An 18,762-nucleotide genomic window follows, 5' to 3' on the forward strand; every position below is an offset into this window, starting at 1 on the left:
GATTAACTAGGTTAATCCTCTACCGCACATTAAATGAAACTAACCATTTAATGATTAATGGTTGTTCCCTTTATAAAACTTACAACGCGGAAATCGTTTCTTTTAACCAGTAAGATTGATCCGTTATTTAGTGGAATTGGTATAAGACCCCAACACAATCGTTACAGGCAATAACAGCCTTAGAGAGATTTTATGATGCAATCAATATTACCAACAACCAGTAAAACAAAGTTAAGCGAAGTAAATAACGACACTAAAGTCGCTGAAGAGCTAACAAATGTTGAAGGTAAAGAGGGTAGTGATAAAAAGTCACTGCTTTTTTCAGATGTATTGAATAGTCTATTTGGTGGTGAAAGTGCAAAAGAAAGCACCACAGAAAGCAAGCCATCAAGCGATGAAGCGTCGCAATTAGCCACTGAAGAAGAAAGTGCTGAAAATATTGCTGAAGACCTTGCTTTGCAAGGGAAGTTACCTGAAGAGAATTTACTTCCAGATAGCGCTGAAATGGTTACTGAAAAAACAAATGAATCAAGTGAATCGGATGAAGCTGAAGAACAAACTGAATTTAATACACTTAAAACCCCTGTCACCGAAAAAGAGTTAGCTCTCGCGGTAAAAAATGTAACTGAAAATGAAACTAAAATAGCTTCAACTTCAGAATCCGAGGAAGCGCTAGGGGACAAGTCTGATAATTTACAGGTGCAAGAAAATGCAATTAACCCCATTATTGCTCAGATAGAAGCCGCGCAAAAAACCGATACACAAGTAAAAGAGGGTAAACCTCAAATCAGTGCACAAGAAGCTCAAAGCATTGGCTCAGAATTTAAAAAAGAAGAAAAAGAGTCGTTAAAAAACACGGATAAACTTTTTGAAAAAAACAGTAAACTCACATTTGAAAATGTATTAGCAGATGAGCCAGAGAAATTAGGTAAAGAATTGCTTAATAAAGAGTTACTGACAAAAGAAAACCTGTTCAATACGGATAAATTAGAGTCGCTTGTACCCGCTGTAAAATCAGACTTCAGTAAATCCCTGTTAAATCATAATGTAGAGGGTAATGTTTTTAATACGGTCGGGGCAACGGCCTCTAGCGCAGATAAATTGCTTAGTCAGTCAGCTGCCGCGCCAGCGCCAGTATTACAATCAACTGCACTGCAACAACCTCTTGAATTACAAGCTAAGCATGCTTCTGCAATGGTCGGCGAACGTATATTGATGATGCTTAGCCAAGGAAAACAAGAGGTGACTATTCGTCTTGACCCTTCAGAATTAGGTACAATGCATATTAAACTGCAGGTGCAGCAGGATCAGCTTCAAGTTGCAATTCAAACCCAGGTTGGGCAAAGTCGCGAAATTATTGAACAAAACCTGCCTCGATTACGTGAACAACTTGCACAGCAAGGTATCAATTTAGCAGAAGCAAGTGTAGAACAGCAAAGCAATCAGCAGCAATCAAACTCTCAAGATGCAAATCAATCGAGTAGTACAGCCCGAAATGGGGGCTCTACTGATGATAGCGCTATTGAAGAGCAAAGTGAGTGGCTAGCGACACAAATACAGCTCCCTGCTCAAGGAATTGATTATTATGCATAAAGATTATGGATTTGTTTCAGATATGCATTAAAATCAGCTCCATTATAATTTGAATCATAAGGAATAGACTCATATGGCTGAAGATAATGAAGAGATGTCGTTGGATGAAGAAGCTTCAGCGTCAGGTGGCAAGAAAAAATTAATAATTATCATCGTTGCAGCTGTTCTTTTATTAGGTGGCGGTGGTGCTGCTGCTTATTTTTTATTATTCAGCGGTGATGATAGTAGTGCATCCACGGAGCAAACAAGCGAAGAAACAACAGAGGGCGATGAGCTAGCAGGCGCTGAAACAGATTCTGCAATTTATGTCGCAATGCCTCGTCCTTTTGTTTTTAATGTAATGGAAGGTAAACGTGATCGCTTAGTGCAAATTAAAGTACAACTAATGGTGCGTGGAAGTCAAAATGAAGCGCTCGCCAAAAAACATGTCCCACTGCTAGAAGGCACCTTAGTACGGGTATTTGGCGCTGCCTCTGTTGCACAACTACGTAATCCTGAGGGCAAAGATCAAATAAGAGAACAAGCATTAATTGCGCTGAATAAGGCAACCACTAAATTAGAGGGTAAAGCACTTATTAGCACGGTTTTATTCACAGGTTTTGTTTTACAATAATCAATAAAATTTTTAATTACTAAGGTTATTTATGGCAGATTTATTATCCCAAGACGAAATTGACGCGCTATTACATGGTGTTGATGATGTTGAAGAGGAGGTCGCTGAGAGTGAAGGAGGAGGGGGAGAATCCCATATCCATTTTGACTTTTCATCGCAAGACCGCATCGTACGTGGTCGTATGCCAACACTGGAATTGGTTAATGAGCGTTTTGCGCGTCATTTAAGAATCAGTTTATTTAATATGTTACGCCATACTGCAGAGGTCTCTATTAACGGAGTACAGATGCTTAAGTTTGGTGAATACGTACATACTCTTTTTGTACCAACGAGCTTGAACATGGTACGTTTTCGTCCTTTAAAAGGGACGGCTCTAGTTACCATGGAAGCGCGTTTAGTTTTTATATTAGTAGAGAATTTTTTTGGTGGCGATGGCCGTCATCATGCAAAAATAGAAGGCCGAGAATTCACGCCAACTGAGCGTCGTATTATTCAAATGTTATTAAAAATAATATTCGAAGATTATCATGATGCATGGGCGCCGGTAATGGATGCGGAATTTGAATATTTAGATTCTGAAGTAAACCCCGCGATGGCTAATATCGTTAGTCCAACCGAAGTAATTGTGGTTAACTCTTTTCATATTGAGCTAGATGGCGGTGGCGGTGACTTCCATATTGCAATGCCTTATTCAATGCTAGAGCCAATTCGCGAATTACTCGATGCCGGTGTGCAAAGTGATAAAGAGGATACAGATCAACGCTGGAGCCAAGCATTAGAAGATGAAATCATGGATGTTGATGTTGATTTCAGCGCTAAATTATTAGAAAAAGAGTTACCTCTACGTGACATGATGGATTGGAAGGCCGGCGATATTATCCCTGTTGACTTACCGGAATCATTGCTGGTTTCAGTTGAAGGTTTACCTACTTTTAGAGCAACATTAGGGCAAAGCAATGAGCATTTGGCGCTCAAGATAATAGAGCGAATTAATCGTCCTGAATTACAAAACAAGCAATTACAGTTGGGTAATCTCAATGAAATTGAAAAAAATTAAACGATAGGAATAATTATGACTACAGAACAAGATATGGCTGATGAATGGGCTGCTGCTTTAGAAGAATCTGGGGATGCGGATGATGGAGCAAGTAATATTCATCTGGATGAGCTAGAAGATACAGCAAGACCAATAAGCGCAGAAGAGCATGCGCGCTTAGACAGTATTTTAGATATTCCAGTGACTATTTCTATGGAAGTAGGGCGAAGTAAAATTAATATTCGTAACTTACTGCAATTAAACCAAGGTTCGGTTGTTGAATTAGATCGTATTGCCGGGGAGCCTCTTGATGTATTAGTCAATGGTACCCTTATCGCACATGGTGAAGTGGTGGTAGTAAACGATAAATTTGGTATTCGTTTAACGGATGTTATTAGTCAAACAGAACGTATTAAGAAACTTAAATGAATTATGCTGTGGTGGTTGTTGCTCTCTTTTTCCCTGCAACGAGTTGGGCTGAAGAAGCGTTAAAGTCATCGCCTGATTTAGCGGTCGGTAGTATGATCGCTTCATTGTTATTGGTCATTGCTTGTATTTTTATTTTTGCATTTTTAATGAAAAAAAGTAATTTAATACACAATGGTCGCGGTAAAACACTGATTAAAGTGATTGCCACACAACCATTAACTAATAAAGGACGAGTGCAAATAATAGAAGTGGGTGAAAAACGCTACATCGTTGGCGTAACGGAGCAGCAAATTAGTTTATTGGATACCATCGCTATTCCTGAAGATGAACTGCTTGCTGAGTTATCACCCGAAACGCCTATTAATCCTTTTGCCTCGTTACTTTCTAAAATAAGCGCTAAGCGTAATGAATAAACTACTTTTACTGTTAACCACGCTATTATTGTTTATCTCTCCTTCTGTCTTTGCGGAAGCTGGAGGGTTATCGGCATTAACCGTCACAACTAATTCTGGTGGCGACCAAGAGTATAGCGTAACACTACAAGTTTTAGCGTTTATGACGGCGCTGAGTTTCTTACCTGCCATGCTTATTTTGATGACCTCATTCACACGTATTGTGGTGGTGATGTCGATTTTACGACAAGCATTAGGTCTTCAGCAAACGCCTTCTAATCAAGTGATTAACGGTATTGCGCTGTTTCTCACTTTTTTTATTATGACGCCCGTTTTTGATAAAATTAATGAGACCGCTTTACAGCCTTATCTCAATGAAAATATGCCCATTGGGGAAGCATTAGATCTCGGTAAAAAACCGATGATGGAATTCATGCTTTCTCAAACACGTTTAAAAGATCTAGAAATGTTTTTGGAAATCGCCGATGTTCAGGTTGATACTCCAGAAGAAGTGCCTATTACGGTATTGATTCCTGCATTTGTGACCAGTGAACTAAAAACCGCGTTCCAAATTGGTTTTATGGTTTTCATTCCCTTTTTGATTATCGATTTAGTGGTCGCGAGTATTTTAATGGCGATGGGTATGATGATGTTGTCACCTATGATTGTATCCTTACCCTTTAAACTGATGTTATTTGTATTAGTTGATGGCTGGAACTTGATCATGGGCAGTCTCGCAAACAGCTTTGGCCTGTTGTAGGAGGATAAATGGAACCGGAAGCGTTTGTTAACATATTTCAACAAGCTTTATGGACCGTATTATTGCTTGTTTCTGCGGTTATCGTTCCGAGTTTGTTGATTGGTTTGGTGGTCGCTGTATTCCAAGCCGCTACCTCAATCAATGAACAAACATTGAGTTTTTTACCTCGATTAATTATGACATTAGCCTCTTTAGGCATGGGCGCACATTGGGGGATGGGAAAGTTAATGGAGTTTTTTGTCTCCATGATTGATCAAATTCCGCTAGTAGTAGGTTAGGCGTGGAATTTTCTGCCGACGCAATTGCGGGTTGGATTGCCACCTATATGTGGTCATTTACACGTATTGCAGCAATGTTGATGGTGATGGTTGCTATTGGCTCACGTACTACGCCACAAAGGGTGCGTCTATTTTATGCCTTGGCGATTACCGTTGCTGTATTCCCTGTTCTTCCCCCCGCACCAATGGATATCGAATTATTCTCACTCGCTAGCGCCTTTATAGTTTTACAGCAAATGTTGATCGGTATTGCGATTGGCACTATCTCTACTTTTGTAGTGCAAACCTTTGTGGTCGCAGGACAAATCATTGCGATGCAAACCAGTTTAGGTTTTGCTTCGATGGCAGATCCGATGAATGGTCAATCATCACCCGTTGTGGGGCAGTTTTATGTTTTGCTGGTGACGCTGCTGTTTTTAGATGCCGATGGGCATCTATTAATGATTGAACTTATCGTGCGAAGTTTTGATACCTTACCTATTTCAATGGAAGGTTTACTCGCTACTGATTATAAAAAATTAGCGGGATGGTTCTCGATTATGTTTCAGGCTGCACTCTCCTTATCATTAGCATCGATGGTGGCCATGTTATTGGTTAATCTATCATTTGGTATTATGACTAAGGCTGCACCGCAGTTAAATATATTCAGCTTAGGTTTTTCGATAAGTATGGTATTTGGTTTATTTGTCATCTGGATAACACTAATAAGTGTGCCAATGCACTTTGAAAATCAATGGTTGCGTGGCATCACTACCATCTGTGAGTTATTAAATGGGGTTTGCGAACAGCAACCTTAGAGGAGTCTTACCATCGCAGAAAATGAGAATGGCACGGAACGCTCCGAAGAAGCCACCGCAGAGAAAATACGAAAGTCCAAGGAAAAGGGGCAGGTTGCGCGTTCAAAAGAACTAGCAACCGCTTCTGTATTGATTTCTGCAGCGCTTTCTTTGCTTATTTTCGGTGACCGATTAGCCTTTGAACTGTCTGTGATGATGAAGCGTGGTTTCTCTTTTGAGCGCAGTGTGCTCTTCTCCCCTGAATATATGTGGATTCACCTTTCGGCTATTTCGAAAGGGCTAGCCATGCCGATGTTCATCATCTTATTAATGCTCTTTGTTATCTCTATTTTAGGCAGTTCATTGCTCGGAGGTATGTTATTTAGTACTAAAGCAATGATGCCAAAATGGAGTCGATTAAGCCCTAAAGCGGGGATTAAACGTATGCTGGGTATGCAAGCCTGGGTTGAACTATTAAAGTCTATTTTAAAAGTGCTGGTGGTGATTGGCATGGCGTGGTGGATTTTAGGGGTGACTTTTGAGCGTATTTTGCACTTATCAGTCATGTCTTTGCCGGGCAGTGTATTTGAAGCATTAGACATGCTTATTTGGATGTTTCTCTTATTGTGTTGTTCTATGTTATTAATTGTGGCGATTGATGTGCCTTATCAGATTCATAAGCACAGTGAAGAGCTAAAAATGACGAAGCAAGAAGTAAAGGATGAATACCGAAACTCAGAAGGTAAGCCTGAAGTTAAGCAACGTATCCGTCAATTACAATATGAGGCTTCACAGCGTAAAATGATGGGTGATGTCCCAGATGCCGATGTTATTGTGACAAACCCGACGCATTATTCTGTTGCCATTAAATATGATCAACTTGGCGCTCGTGCCCCTTACATTGTGGCTAAAGGTATCGATTTTATGGCGCTTAAAATCCGTGAAGTTGGGCGTGAGTATGAAGTGCCAGTGATGCAGTCACCGCCTCTTTGTCGTGCCATTTACCATACCACTGAAATTGGTGATGAAGTGCCTGAAGAATTATTTGTCGCAATTGCACAGGTACTGGCCTATATTTACCAGCTTGATCAATTCCGTAAAGGAAAGTCAGGTCGCCCTAAAGCGTTGCCAAATGATTTGGGCATTCCTAAAGGTTTCCAATATAATGAGTAACTTCAAGTTCTTAGCAATAATTTCTTATATGGCCTAAAGCTTGCTTATTAATATGCATAATGACTTTGAAAAGCCTAAAGTTATTATTCATTAGACGGCTAATTGAGCCATAAATATATTTTCTATAAAAGCGCAGGTTATTCATATTAATACGTTACTTACCTCTCTCTGGGGAAAAAAGGCTAAAATACTGGGTGGTTTAGGTACACCGCTAATGGTATTGGCGGCGTTAGGCATGGTTGTTCTACCAATGCCCACGATACTGCTCGATATACTTTTTACCTTTAACATCGCGCTAGCATTAGTCGTGTTACTGGTTTCAATCTATACCCAACGCCCTCTAGATTTTGCTGCTTTCCCTACTGTACTGCTTATTGCGACGCTTTTACGTTTGGCTTTGAACGTTGCTTCCACACGTGTTGTTTTATTAGAAGGGCATCAAGGTGGCGCTGCCGCTGGACATGTTATTGAAGCCTTTGGTGAAGTGGTTATTGGTGGTAATTTAGCGGTAGGTTTAATTGTTTTCTTAATATTGATGATCATTAACTTTGTGGTTGTGACGAAAGGTGCGGGACGTATCGCAGAAGTAAGCGCACGTTTTACACTTGATGCAATGCCAGGTAAACAGATGGCTATTGATGCCGATCTAAATGCGGGCCTTATTGATCAAGAGCAAGCACGTACTCGACGTGAAGAGGTTACCATGGAGGCTGATTTTTACGGCTCTATGGATGGTGCGAGTAAATTTGTAAAAGGTGATGCGATTGCGGGCATCATGATCCTGTTTATCAATATAATTGGTGGTTTTATTATTGGTATGGTGCAATATGACTTGCCACTCTCACAAGCAGCTGAAATTTATACTATATTAACAATTGGTGATGGGTTAGTTGCACAAATACCCTCTCTGTTATTATCTATTGCAGCCGCTATTACGGTAACTCGAGAAAATACTTCCGCGGATATGGGCGGGCGCATGTTGGGTCAAATGTTTGACGATCCTAAAGCGCTAACGATTACAGCGGGTATTTTACTGATTATGGGTATTGTGCCTGGCATGCCACACCTTGCCTTTTTATCGTTAGGTGGGCTGGCCGCTGGTGGAGCTTACTGGCAAATCAATAAAATAAAACAGAAAGCTATCGCTGCTGAAAAAGGTGATGAAGGTGGCGATGTAGCAAAAGGTGGCGCATCTTCACCACCGAAAGAGCTGGGTTGGGACGACGTGCGAAGTGTCGATACTATCGGTTTAGAAGTGGGTTATCGTCTTATTCCTTTGGTTGATAAAAGCCAAGGCGGAGAGTTACTGGATCGCATTAAAGGGGTACGTAAAAAGTTATCTCAAGAAATGGGCTTTTTAATTCCACCGGTACATATTCGTGATAATCTCGATCTTTCACCAAATAATTATAATATATCCCTTATGGGGGTGGGTTGTGGCAACGCAGATATCTATCATGATAAAGATATGGCGATTAATCCAGGGCAGGTTTTTGGGCCTATAGAAGGCGTAGCCGGCATTGACCCTGCTTTTGGCCTAGAAGCCACCTGGATTGATGAAGCACAACGAGAACAAGCGCAAGCGCTCGGTTATACGGTAGTAGACACTGCAACTGTAGTTGCAACACATCTTAGCCAAATACTGAGTAATAATGCAGCCCAGCTATTAGGGCATGAAGAAGCACAAAGTATGTTGGATTTATTGGCTAAAAAACACCCTAAATTAGTAGAAGGTTTGGTCCCTGAGATACTGTCACTCAGCGCGGTTGTAAAAGTATTACAAAGTTTATTAAATGAAAATGTGGCAGTTCGTGATATTCGTACTATTGTACAAACCTTAGTGGATTATGGACCACGTAGCCAAGATGCTGAAGTATTGACCGCTGCATGTCGTATCGCATTGAAACGTATGATAGTACAAGAGATTATTGGTAATGAAATTGAGCTACCTGTTATCACCTTATCGACTGAGCTGGAACAAATATTGCATCAGTCTATGCAAGCGGGTGGAAATGAAGGGGCAGGCATCGAGCCAGGACTGGCAGAGCGTATACAAACATCCTTAATAGAGGCTTCACAGCAACAGGAGTTGATTGGTCAAGCGGCTGTCTTGCTAACCTCTGGTATACTACGTAGCACACTGGCAAAATTTGTGAAGCATACAATACCAAGTTTACATGTACTCTCTTATCAGGAAATTCCTGATGATAAACAGATAAAAATAATCAGCTCGATTGGGCAATAATTGGTTGTATATAGATGAAAATTAAACGTTTTTTTGCAAAAGATATGCGCACCGCAATGGTTGAGGTCAAAGAGGTCTTAGGGCCTGATGCTGTGATCATGTCTAATAAAAAAGTCGTAGGTGGTATAGAGATTGTTGCTGCTGTTGATTATCAAGCGCAACAGGCCGAAACGAGCAATAAAAAAGAAGACTCATTAGCAGGTTTACAAGACGATAATGTACAACTTTCATCTCGAGCAAATAAAGCGCCAATAAAAGCTCAAAGAAGCCATCGAAATGGTGCTAAAGAAAGCGGTGAAGATTTTGCTAAATCATTAAACTCTTTCTTTGGCAAAGTAGAAACACAACAGGCCAAAAATAGAGCTAAGAAAAGTAATACTGTAACGCAAAAAAGCAGAGATGAATTACCTGCTTTCTCTGCACTTTCAGAGCAAGCAGCAAAAACAAATAGGCCAAGAACGTTAGCTGAACAGCAGAACTGGACCTCTAATGAACAACCTGTAAAAGTAAATGCAGGCATTCGACGTAACGCGCCAGTCGCTTCGCGTAATGATAATCAAGATATTGCGAAAATAAGCGAAGAAGTTGCTTCGTTAAGAAAATTACTCGAACATCAAGTTTCAGGCTTAATGTGGCAAGAGATGGAACGCAAAGAACCTATCCGTGCGATGGTGATTAAGTGGCTATCTAAGGCTGGTTTTTCAGACGATATTGCGGATCAACTTGCGAGTTATATCCCAGAAGACGCCTCTTCAACGGAAGTTCAACAATATATACAGGCATTATTACAAGATAAGATCTATATTGGAAAAAACGAGATTTTATCGCAAGGTGGCGCGATTGCATTATTAGGCCCAACAGGTGTCGGAAAAACGACGACCATTGCAAAACTTGCAGCACAATTTGCTATGAAATATGGGGCTGAACAAGTCGCATTAATAACCACTGATACTTATCGAATAGGTGCACATGAACAACTTGCAACCTATGGTAAAATTATGGGCTGTAGTGTCAGAGTCGCTAAAGACGCCGATGAGTTATCTGAAATACTGTATCAGTTCCGCGAAAAGCGATTAGTACTTATCGATACCGCCGGAATGGGACAACGTGATATTCGCCTATCGGAGCAACTGGATACGTTAATGCGTAATAGTCGCGTCGATATTCAAAGTTATTTAGTGGTGTCGTCTACGGCGCAGCGTCGCGTTGTAGAAGAGGCAATTGATCATTTTAAGCGAATCCCACTTTCGGGCTGTATTTTAACCAAAGTGGATGAAAGTATCGGTTTGGGTGAATTATTAAGTGTCACCATACAACATGCTTTACCAATTAGTTACATAACAACCGGGCAGCGTGTACCTGAAGATATTGAGATTGCCAGTATAGATAATTTAATTTCAGGCACGTTAAATATGATGAATAAGATTTTTGAGCAAGAGCTGCATCAATGGTTTAGTAACTTCGAAAACGAATAGAATTTAAAATCAATAATTTAGATGAGTATAATATGATTTCAGACCAAGCAAGCGGTTTAAGACGAATGAAAAACAACCAGATCAAAGTAATTGCTATCACGGGTGGTAAAGGTGGTGTGGGCAAAACTAATGTGACACTGAATATGGCTGTTTCTCTTGCCCAGCGTGGCAAGCGTGTGTTGGTATTAGACGCCGATTTAGGACTTGCTAACGTAGACGTTTTATTAGGTATACGTGTTACTAAGAATCTTTCACATGTTTTATCGGGTGAATGTACATTAGATGAAGTGATTGTTACGGGCCCTGATGGCGTGATGATTATTCCTGCCACTTCAGGTACTCAGTCAATGGTTGAATTATCTGATATAGAGCACGCAGGCCTGATTCAAGCATTTAGCTCATTGCAAACGCCGATTGACATGTTACTGATTGATACCGCAGCTGGTATTTCAAATATGGTGGTTAGTTTTGCTCAGGCTGCACAAGATGTTGTGATGGTGGTATGTGATGAACCTACCTCAATTACCGATGCTTATGCGTTAATTAAAATACTCAGTAAGCAAAATGGTGTTTATAAATTTAAAATTGTTGCTAACATGGTACGTAGTTTACGTGAAGGGCAAGATCTCTTTACTAAACTGACACGTGTTACGGATCGATTCTTAGATGCTTCGCTAGAACTTGTTGCCTGTATCCCATTTGATGGTAATGTGCGCCAAGCTGTACGTAAGCAAAAAGTAGTTGTACAAGCGTACCCTAAAACGCCTGCTTCGTTAGCTTTTAAAGCGCTAGCGAATAGAGCCTGTGATTGGACTATTCCGCATCAGCCTGGAGGCCACTTAGAATTCTTCATTGAAAAATTATTACTAAATAATGCAGATGAGCAACGATAGGTGATAAAAGCAAAGGGCTATCATAATAATACTTCTGAACTAATTGAGCGACATACAGAATTAGTTAGAAAAATAGCCTATCATTTAATAGCAAGATTACCTGCAAGTGTACTTGTCGATGATCTTGTACAGTCAGGCATGATAGGCTTGCTGGAAGCTGCGCGTAATTTTGATGCAAGTAAGGGAGCAAGTTTTGAAACCTTTGCTGGCATTCGTATTCGTGGGGCGATGTTAGATGAGATGCGTCGGGGTGATTGGGTACCGCGTTCTGTGCACAAAAACAGTCGTAGTATTACCAGTGCAATAGCAGAAGTAGAAAAGCGAACTGGGCGGGATGCCAAAGAAGCTGAGGTTGCAGAGCAATTATCGCTGACATTAGCTGAATACCAGCATATGTTACGCGATGTTAACTGTGCAAAATTAGTTGCTTATGAAGATCTTGCTACCTCAGAAGAAGGGTTATGTAATGAGGCTGTTAATCATGACATAACATTCAATGAAGTGAGTGAAGAGCAGTTTGCAAGCAAGTTAGTTGCAATGATAAAGGAACTACCTGAGCGTGAAGCATTAGTGTTATCGCTTTATTATGACGAAGAGTTAAACCTAAAAGAGATTGGTTTAGTTTTAGATGTGAGTGAATCGAGAGTGAGTCAAATTCATTCTCAGGCGTTACATAGGTTAAAGGCAAAGGCGCAGGCCGCTTAGATAACATACAATCTTGGGCATTTGTTAAGAGATAAGTCACATTTGGCTCAAGAAGAAAAAAAAATATAGGTTTTAATTGTGCCTTTTTTAAATATTTACTTATATTTTAAGTAAATAAAAACAAAGTTAAGTTTTTAGTTAGGGGAATGTTTTGGATAGAAATATGAAAGTGTTAATTGTTGATGATTTTTCAACAATGAGAAGAATAATCAAGAACTTATTAAGAGATCTTGGTTTTACAAATACCTTTGAAGCGGATGATGGTAGTACTGCCTTGCCGATGCTGAAAGATGGCAGTTTTGAGTTCGTTGTAACGGATTGGAATATGCCTATTATGCAAGGGATTGATCTATTAAAAGAGATCAGAAAAGACCCTAAATTAAAACATCTTCCTGTTTTAATGGTAACTGCAGAAGCAAAACGAGAGCAGATTATCGAAGCCGCACAGGCTGGTGTTAATGGTTATATCGTTAAGCCGTTTACTGCGGGAACATTAAAAGAAAAATTAGATAAAGTATTTGAACGTTTAGGCTAAAGGGGAACCATATGGCCGATGAAATAGTGCCTCTCCTCTCAATAGCTCAAGCTAAAGCGTTAGTTGCTCACTTGGAAGCCAATGAGATAAGTGAAGCAAACGACTTAATAGTCAGCGCAACTGAAACTCCATCTGGAGATGGTCAAGTATTTGATAAAGTGGGTGAGTTAACGCGTGAGTTACATGACGCATTAGTCAGCTTTCAAAATGATACTCGATTGATTGATATGGCGGGTCAAGATATCCCTGACGCCAAAGACCGCTTAAATTACGTTATAGAAATGACTGATAAGGCTGCCAATAAAACAATGGACGCCGTTGATAATTGTTTGCCTATAGCGGATAAATTAATTGAAGAACTTGATGCAGTTAAACCGAGCTGGCAAGGGTTGATGAATAGAGATCTTGCATTAGCTGATTTTAAAACACTTTGTCATCAAGTTAATAGCTTAATTGAAAACTCATCGGTAAGTGCTATAGACCTCCGTGCTTCGCTAACTGATATTTTAATGGCACAAGACTTTCAAGATTTAACCGGACAAATGATCAGACGTGTGATCGATTTAGTACAAGAGATTGAATCTAAATTAGTTGTTATTTTAACAGTTTGTAGTGCTAATGATAATAAGCCTGAACAGAAAGAAGAAACTGACGTTATACAGAAAGATATTGAAGCTGAAGGTCCTATCATGAATGCAGAAGAACGTGATGATGTGGTAAATGGGCAAGATGATGTTGATGATTTACTTTCTAGCTTAGGATTTTAAGGAAACGGAAATGACATTTGAAGTAGATGAAGAGATTTTGCAGGACTTTTTAGTCGAAGCAGGAGAAATTTTAGAGTTGTTGTCAGAACAGCTAGTTGAGCTAGAGAATAACCCTAATGATACGGAGTTGCTCAATGCCATTTTCCGTGGTTTCCATACTGTAAAAGGTGGTGCTGGATTTTTATCACTGACTGAATTGGTTGAAACATGTCACGGTGCTGAAAATGTATTTGATTGCTTACGCCAAAATAATCGTAGTGTTAGCTCATCATTAATGGATACTATTTTAGCTGCACTGGATGTGATCAATGATCAGTTTCAATCGGTACAAGATGGTACTGTTGCAGTGCCCGCGCCTGAAAATATCGTTTCTGAATTACATCGCTTAAGCCGACCTGAATCTGAAGACGTTGCTACACCTGAAGTGGTTGCGGAGCCAGTGGCAGAAGTCGCTGTTGAAGTTGTCAGCGATAGTGGTAGCGATACGATTGATGATTTTGAATTTGATGCGCTTTTAGATGAGTTGCATGCTCAATCAGGATCAAGTATTGAAGCAAAACCGGCAAGCACTGAAAATGCAGAAATCAGTGAAGATGAGTTTGAATCCTTATTAGATGAACTGCATGGTTCGGGTAAACATGCCACACCAGAAGCGACTAATGTTGCTCCTACAGCATCTACAACGATCGATGAGATTGGTGATGATGAATTTGAATCATTATTAGATGAATTACATGGTAAAGGCGCACACAGTAGTGTTGCTGAAAGTGAAGCTAAGCCTATTATTGTGCAAAGTGGCGATGAAATTACTGATGATGAGTTTGAATCATTATTAGATGAATTACATGGTTCAGGAAAAAGTGCGCAAACGGGTATTGTACCGGAAGCAATTTCTCCGCAACCTGTCGCGGTTGCTCCGACGCCTAAAGCAGAACCTGTTAAAGCCGTTATTGCGCCTGCTGCACCTGCTAAAGTAGTACCAAAACCAGTTAAGGCGCCTGTCGCTAAAGCAGCACCGAAAGCTCCCGTTGCTAAAGCAGAGCCAACAGTACGTGTTGATACCGCCATTCTAGATGAAATTATGAATATGGTCGGCGAATTAGTATTAGTTCGAAATCGTCTTGTTAGTCTTGAAACAACCTCTGAAGATGAAGAAATATCTAGAGCGGTTGCAAATTTAGATATCGTAACTGGAGACTTGCAAGGCTCTGTTATGAAAACACGTATGCAGCCTATTAAGAAAGTATTTGGTAAGTTTCCACGTGTCGTTCGCGATTTAGCACGAACACTGGGTAAAGATATTCGTCTTGACCTCGTTGGAGAGGAAACGGATTTAGATAAGAACTTGGTTGAGGCATTAGCGGATCCTTTAGTGCATTTAGTCCGAAATTCGGTAGATCACGGTATCGAGATGCCTAATGTACGTATGCAATCAGGAAAAGATAAAGAAGGCGTGATATTACTTGCCGCTTCTCAAGAAGGTGACCATATTCTACTGGTCATCGAAGATGATGGTGCAGGTATGGATGCTGAAAAACTAAAAAGCATCGCAATAGACAAAGGCATTTTAGATCAAGACGGTGCAGACCGCATGTCTGATAGAGAGGCTTACTCGCTTATTTTTGCTCCTGGTTTTTCTACCAAAGTAGAAATTTCAGATATATCCGGTCGTGGTGTCGGCATGGATGTTGTAAAAACAGGTATTACTAAACTAAACGGCACAATTTCTATAGATTCGCAACTTGGGAAAGGAACACGTTTAGAGATAAAAGTACCGTTAACATTAGCTATTTTGCCAACACTGATGATTGTCGTTTCTGAGCAAACATTTGCATTGCCACTAACGAACGTTAATGAAATTTTCCATCTTGATTTGGCAAAAACAAATATCGTCAATAACCAATTAACCATTGTTATTCGTGATAAAGCAATACCTTTGTTTTACCTCAGCGACTGGTTAGCACCGAATAAACCTTCTGTTGAAAAAGGTAAAGGTGTTGGTCATGTAGTTATTGTTCAATTAGGCGTACAACAGGTAGCTTTTGTTGTTGATGCTTTATTAGGACAGGAAGAGGTTGTTATTAAAGCGCTTGATAAGCTACTTTCAGGAACTCCTGGGATGGCTGGAGCAACGATCACTAGTGATGGTGGTATTGCATTGATTCTTGATTTACCAAGTTTATTAAAACATTACGCATAAATAGGAAATAATATGGCGATTAAAGTATTAGTTGTTGATGATTCGAGTTTTTTCCGCCGTCGAGTTAGTGAAATTATCAACGCGTCGCCAGCATTAGAAGTCATTGGTACTGCAAATAACGGTCAAGAAGCGATCGATATGGTTGCCAAGTTAAAGCCTGATGTTGTGACGATGGATATTGAGATGCCTGTAATGGATGGCATTACTGCAGTGAAGAAAATTATGGCAGTGACTCCATTGCCGATATTAATGTTTTCTTCACTTACTCACCAAGGGGCGAGTGCAACATTAGATGCTTTAGAAGCAGGGGCATGTGACTTTTTACCTAAAAAATTTGAAGATATAGCACGCGATAAAGAAGAAGCAATTAAGTTATTGCAACAACGTATACAAGCGATTGCATCTCGACGTGTTTCGCGTGTCGCTACTACTGCAACAGCAAGTAAAGCGCCACCTGTTACAGCTGTGAAGCCTGCTTTAAGTGCTTTACAAAAGCTTAATCAAAACAATTTAGCACCGAGTGCACGGGGCATAGCTCCGACCACTGCAAGTGCTCCAATAAAGCAGCCTATCGTCGCTTCTCCTATTGCTAATAAACGCTTTAAAGCATCAGGTAAGGGTTATGATGTATTAGCAATTGGAACATCAACGGGCGGACCTGTTGCATTGCAAAAAGTGCTAGCTGCGTTTCCTGCTAATTTCAAATTACCTATTTTATTGATTCAACATATGCCTGGTACTTTTACTAAAGCATTTGCTGACCGATTAAATGGGTTATGCAAAATCAGTGTAAAAGAAGCAAGCGATGGTGATATCTTAAAACCTGGTTGTGCTTATCTTGCTCCTGGTGGTAAACAGATGTTATTAGATGGGCGTGCCGGACATGGAAAAATACGTATTCATGAAGGCAGTGAAAAGCTTAATTACAAGCCAAGTGTTGATATCACATTTGCATCTCTTTCTAAATTATATGGAAAAAAAGTGCTCGCTGTTGTCTTGACGGGTATGGGAGCGGATGGCCGTGATGGCGCACGTATGTTAAAAGAAAAAGGTGCTGAAATATGGGCACAAGATGAAGAAAGCTGTGTTGTATATGGAATGCCACAGGCGGTTACTAAAGCGGGAATTGCGACTGAATCGCTACCGTTAGATCAAGTTGCCAAACGTATTCTCGTGGAACTGAAGCATGAATAAACTAGGACTATCTGGCTTTGTTGTTATTATTTCTAGTATCTTATTTGCGCAAAGTTATCATGGTTCATCAATTTCGGGGTTGTTTGATCTCCCCGCTTTTTTGATTGTATTTGGTGGCACTTTTGGTGCCATTTTAGTGCAAACATCAAGTAAACAACTGAAACACGCATTAAGTTTATTACCACTTATTTTTACCTCTCCTACACACTCTCTCCCGCTGCAATCAAAAAAAATTCAAAAATGGTCTCAAAAATCACGCCAGCATGGCTTATTAAGTTTAGAGAAAGAAAACCAAGAAGATCGTCAATTAGATCCCTTCACTAAAAAGGGGCTTTCGATGCTAATTGATGGCTGCGAACAAATGGCACTACAGGAGATATTGCAGCAAGATATCGACTTAGATAGTGAACACCAAGAGCGTAGTGCACAACTTTATGAGTCAATGGGGGGTTATAGCCCAACGATTGGAATCATTGGTGCAGTGCTTGGATTAATACAAGCAATGACTTATCTTGATCAACCCGATAAATTAGGTGAAGGTATTGCGGTTGCTTTTTTAGCAACAATTTATGGTGTTGGTTTCGCAAATTTTATCTATTTACCTATTGCGAATAAAATTCGCTTACGCTATCAATTTATTGCGCTCTATAAAGAGATGACATTAATCGGTTTGCTTGCGATTGCACATGGTGATAATGGCTTATTACTTGAACGTCGTTTGAATGGTTATATCGATAGAGCTTCTTATTAATGCGTGTCCGCCCTCGTTCACGCATGCAGATGCATAAAGGCAATGACCTACATCGCTGGACTGTTTCTTTTGCTGATTTTATGACCCTGATGTTTGCTGTTTTTGTGGTTTTATACGCTGTTTCTGTGAATGACAAAGAACAATATAAAGAAGTCATGGTTAGCATTCAGAACGCAAGTAAATTGCTTAATCAGTCTGTATTTACATCAAATAGAGAAGGGGTTTTAACCCATACTAGCAATAGTATTGTTGAAGATGCTGGTGTTGTTTTGGTTTCTAATGCTTTGCCAACACAAGTCCAGGCTAATGATGAACTTTCTGAAATTGAAACCTTAAAGTCAGGAAAAGATTTAAGTAAAATAAAACTCGCCTTAGAAAAGCTATTTACTTCCGAATTAAAAAATCAAAGTGTTGAATTAGATCTCAATGGAGACTGGTTAACGCTTGAGATGGGAGGTGACATTTTATTTTCAGGAGGCAGTCATACATTATTAAATTCAGCTGGAGATGTTGTAAAAAAAATATCTAAAGTGTTGATACCGGTTAATAATTTATTACGTATTCGCGGTTATAGTGATCAAGAAACGATCCAAAATGAGATTTATCGTTCTAATTGGGAGCTTTCAGGAATGCGTGCTTTTAGCGTTTTACATGCTTTAAATAGACAAGGAATAACGGGAGACAGGATGGTCGTAGAAGCTTATGGACGATTTTCTCCTGTATTAAATGAAAATAACCGTGTTGATTCTCTAAAAAGTCGTCGGGTTGTTATCGCGATCTCTAAATATGCAGTGGTAACAGTTGAGAAAAATAGTGATTTATCGGAAAATAAATTAATATCAAGTAGCAAGGCAAAGCAGATTGGACTATCGAATCAAGATAGCGAAACCATGCGTGAAGTCTACTTACCTAATAATCGATTAATTATAACCACAAGGCAGGAATAA

19 protein-coding genes are annotated in these 18,762 nt (G+C 39.9%); all 19 read left to right on the top strand.

Going from position 1 to position 18,762, the window contains the following annotated elements; genetic code table 11:
* Window positions 1-192: 192 nt before the first annotated feature.
* The 19 genes from CXF74_RS05860 to CXF74_RS05950 all read left to right on the top strand — a co-directional run bounded on the left by CXF74_RS05860 (window position 193) and on the right by CXF74_RS05950 (window position 18,762).
* Entirely contained in the window at window positions 193-1,593 is a 1,401-nt protein-coding gene (locus CXF74_RS05860) for a flagellar hook-length control protein FliK (RefSeq protein ID WP_101081479.1), read from the top strand.
* Window positions 1,594-1,666: 73 nt separating this feature from the next.
* Window positions 1,667-2,206: a flagellar basal body-associated protein FliL gene (gene fliL, locus CXF74_RS05865; RefSeq protein ID WP_101081480.1), complete on the top strand. Its 540-nt coding sequence runs from the start codon at window positions 1,667-1,669 to the stop codon at window positions 2,204-2,206.
* Window positions 2,207-2,237: 31 nt separating this feature from the next.
* On the top strand, window positions 2,238-3,263 hold the full coding sequence (gene fliM, locus CXF74_RS05870) for a flagellar motor switch protein FliM (RefSeq protein WP_101081481.1): 1,026 nt from the start codon (window positions 2,238-2,240) through the stop codon (window positions 3,261-3,263).
* Between the two features lie 15 nt (window positions 3,264-3,278).
* Window positions 3,279-3,671: a flagellar motor switch protein FliN gene (gene fliN, locus CXF74_RS05875; RefSeq protein ID WP_101081482.1), complete on the top strand. Its 393-nt coding sequence runs from the start codon at window positions 3,279-3,281 to the stop codon at window positions 3,669-3,671.
* Window positions 3,668-4,084 (top strand): flagellar biosynthetic protein FliO, encoded by a 417-nt coding sequence (gene fliO / locus CXF74_RS05880; protein ID WP_101081483.1) that lies wholly within the window; start codon window positions 3,668-3,670, stop codon window positions 4,082-4,084. Before fliN ends, fliO begins: the two co-directional genes overlap by 4 nt.
* On the top strand, window positions 4,077-4,823 hold the full coding sequence (gene fliP / locus CXF74_RS05885; protein ID WP_101081484.1) for a flagellar type III secretion system pore protein FliP: 747 nt from the start codon (window positions 4,077-4,079) through the stop codon (window positions 4,821-4,823). Before fliO ends, fliP begins: the two co-directional genes overlap by 8 nt.
* Window positions 4,824-4,831: 8 nt before the next feature.
* Window positions 4,832-5,101, top strand: a complete 270-nt coding sequence (gene fliQ, locus CXF74_RS05890; RefSeq protein WP_101081485.1) for a flagellar biosynthesis protein FliQ — start codon at window positions 4,832-4,834, stop codon at window positions 5,099-5,101.
* A gap of 2 nt (window positions 5,102-5,103) precedes the next feature.
* Window positions 5,104-5,898, top strand: a complete 795-nt coding sequence (gene fliR / locus CXF74_RS05895) for a flagellar biosynthetic protein FliR (protein WP_101081486.1) — start codon at window positions 5,104-5,106, stop codon at window positions 5,896-5,898.
* A 12-nt stretch (window positions 5,899-5,910) separates the two neighbouring features.
* Window positions 5,911-7,050 carry a flagellar biosynthesis protein FlhB gene (gene flhB, locus CXF74_RS05900; RefSeq protein WP_101081487.1) on the top strand — a complete coding sequence of 380 codons (1,140 nt, stop codon included), beginning with the start codon at window positions 5,911-5,913 and terminating at the stop codon, window positions 7,048-7,050.
* Between the two features lie 139 nt (window positions 7,051-7,189).
* On the top strand, window positions 7,190-9,295 hold the full coding sequence (flhA, locus tag CXF74_RS05905) for a flagellar biosynthesis protein FlhA (RefSeq protein WP_101081488.1): 2,106 nt from the start codon (window positions 7,190-7,192) through the stop codon (window positions 9,293-9,295).
* 14 nt (window positions 9,296-9,309) lie between these two features.
* A complete protein-coding gene (flhF, locus tag CXF74_RS05910; RefSeq protein ID WP_101081489.1) occupies window positions 9,310-10,770 on the top strand; it encodes a flagellar biosynthesis protein FlhF in 1,461 nt (486 codons plus the stop codon).
* A gap of 32 nt (window positions 10,771-10,802) precedes the next feature.
* Window positions 10,803-11,663 (top strand): MinD/ParA family protein, encoded by an 861-nt coding sequence (locus CXF74_RS05915; protein ID WP_101081490.1) that lies wholly within the window; start codon window positions 10,803-10,805, stop codon window positions 11,661-11,663.
* On the top strand, window positions 11,664-12,368 hold the full coding sequence (locus tag CXF74_RS05920) for an RNA polymerase sigma factor FliA (RefSeq protein WP_101081491.1): 705 nt from the start codon (window positions 11,664-11,666) through the stop codon (window positions 12,366-12,368).
* A gap of 151 nt (window positions 12,369-12,519) precedes the next feature.
* Window positions 12,520-12,903 carry a chemotaxis response regulator CheY gene (gene cheY / locus CXF74_RS05925; protein ID WP_101081492.1) on the top strand — a complete coding sequence of 128 codons (384 nt, stop codon included), beginning with the start codon at window positions 12,520-12,522 and terminating at the stop codon, window positions 12,901-12,903.
* An 11-nt stretch (window positions 12,904-12,914) separates the two neighbouring features.
* Window positions 12,915-13,670: a protein phosphatase CheZ gene (locus tag CXF74_RS05930; RefSeq protein ID WP_101081493.1), complete on the top strand. Its 756-nt coding sequence runs from the start codon at window positions 12,915-12,917 to the stop codon at window positions 13,668-13,670.
* A gap of 10 nt (window positions 13,671-13,680) precedes the next feature.
* A complete protein-coding gene (locus CXF74_RS05935) occupies window positions 13,681-15,870 on the top strand; it encodes a chemotaxis protein CheA (RefSeq protein WP_101081494.1) in 2,190 nt (729 codons plus the stop codon).
* Between the two features lie 12 nt (window positions 15,871-15,882).
* Entirely contained in the window at window positions 15,883-17,064 is a 1,182-nt protein-coding gene (locus CXF74_RS05940; protein ID WP_101081495.1) for a protein-glutamate methylesterase/protein-glutamine glutaminase, read from the top strand.
* Window positions 17,057-17,815 (top strand): flagellar motor protein, encoded by a 759-nt coding sequence (locus CXF74_RS05945; RefSeq protein ID WP_101081496.1) that lies wholly within the window; start codon window positions 17,057-17,059, stop codon window positions 17,813-17,815. The genes CXF74_RS05940 and CXF74_RS05945 overlap by 8 nt, the downstream gene beginning before the upstream one ends.
* Window positions 17,815-18,762, top strand: a complete 948-nt coding sequence (locus CXF74_RS05950) for a flagellar motor protein MotB (protein WP_101081497.1) — start codon at window positions 17,815-17,817, stop codon at window positions 18,760-18,762. The genes CXF74_RS05945 and CXF74_RS05950 overlap by 1 nt, the downstream gene beginning before the upstream one ends.

Source organism: Psychromonas sp. Urea-02u-13 (assembly GCF_002835995.1).
Taxonomy (GTDB): Bacteria; Pseudomonadota; Gammaproteobacteria; order Enterobacterales; family Psychromonadaceae; genus Psychromonas.

Excerpts from the sequence above, each read along its gene's own strand:
- CXF74_RS05860 (WP_101081479.1), top strand. The coding sequence starts at position 193 with ATGATGCAATCAATATTACCAACAACCAGTAAAACAAAGTTAAGCGAA.
- fliL (WP_101081480.1), top strand. The coding sequence starts at position 1,667 with ATGGCTGAAGATAATGAAGAGATGTCGTTGGATGAAGAAGCTTCAGCG.
- fliM (WP_101081481.1), top strand. The coding sequence starts at position 2,238 with ATGGCAGATTTATTATCCCAAGACGAAATTGACGCGCTATTACATGGT.
- fliN (WP_101081482.1), top strand. The coding sequence starts at position 3,279 with ATGACTACAGAACAAGATATGGCTGATGAATGGGCTGCTGCTTTAGAA.
- fliO (WP_101081483.1), top strand. The coding sequence starts at position 3,668 with ATGAATTATGCTGTGGTGGTTGTTGCTCTCTTTTTCCCTGCAACGAGT.
- fliP (WP_101081484.1), top strand. The coding sequence starts at position 4,077 with ATGAATAAACTACTTTTACTGTTAACCACGCTATTATTGTTTATCTCT.
- fliQ (WP_101081485.1), top strand. The coding sequence starts at position 4,832 with ATGGAACCGGAAGCGTTTGTTAACATATTTCAACAAGCTTTATGGACC.
- flhF (WP_101081489.1), top strand. The coding sequence starts at position 9,310 with ATGAAAATTAAACGTTTTTTTGCAAAAGATATGCGCACCGCAATGGTT.
- CXF74_RS05915 (WP_101081490.1), top strand. The coding sequence starts at position 10,803 with ATGATTTCAGACCAAGCAAGCGGTTTAAGACGAATGAAAAACAACCAG.
- CXF74_RS05930 (WP_101081493.1), top strand. The coding sequence starts at position 12,915 with ATGGCCGATGAAATAGTGCCTCTCCTCTCAATAGCTCAAGCTAAAGCG.
- CXF74_RS05935 (WP_101081494.1), top strand. The coding sequence starts at position 13,681 with ATGACATTTGAAGTAGATGAAGAGATTTTGCAGGACTTTTTAGTCGAA.
- CXF74_RS05940 (WP_101081495.1), top strand. The coding sequence starts at position 15,883 with ATGGCGATTAAAGTATTAGTTGTTGATGATTCGAGTTTTTTCCGCCGT.
- CXF74_RS05945 (WP_101081496.1), top strand. The coding sequence starts at position 17,057 with ATGAATAAACTAGGACTATCTGGCTTTGTTGTTATTATTTCTAGTATC.
- CXF74_RS05950 (WP_101081497.1), top strand. The coding sequence starts at position 17,815 with ATGCGTGTCCGCCCTCGTTCACGCATGCAGATGCATAAAGGCAATGAC.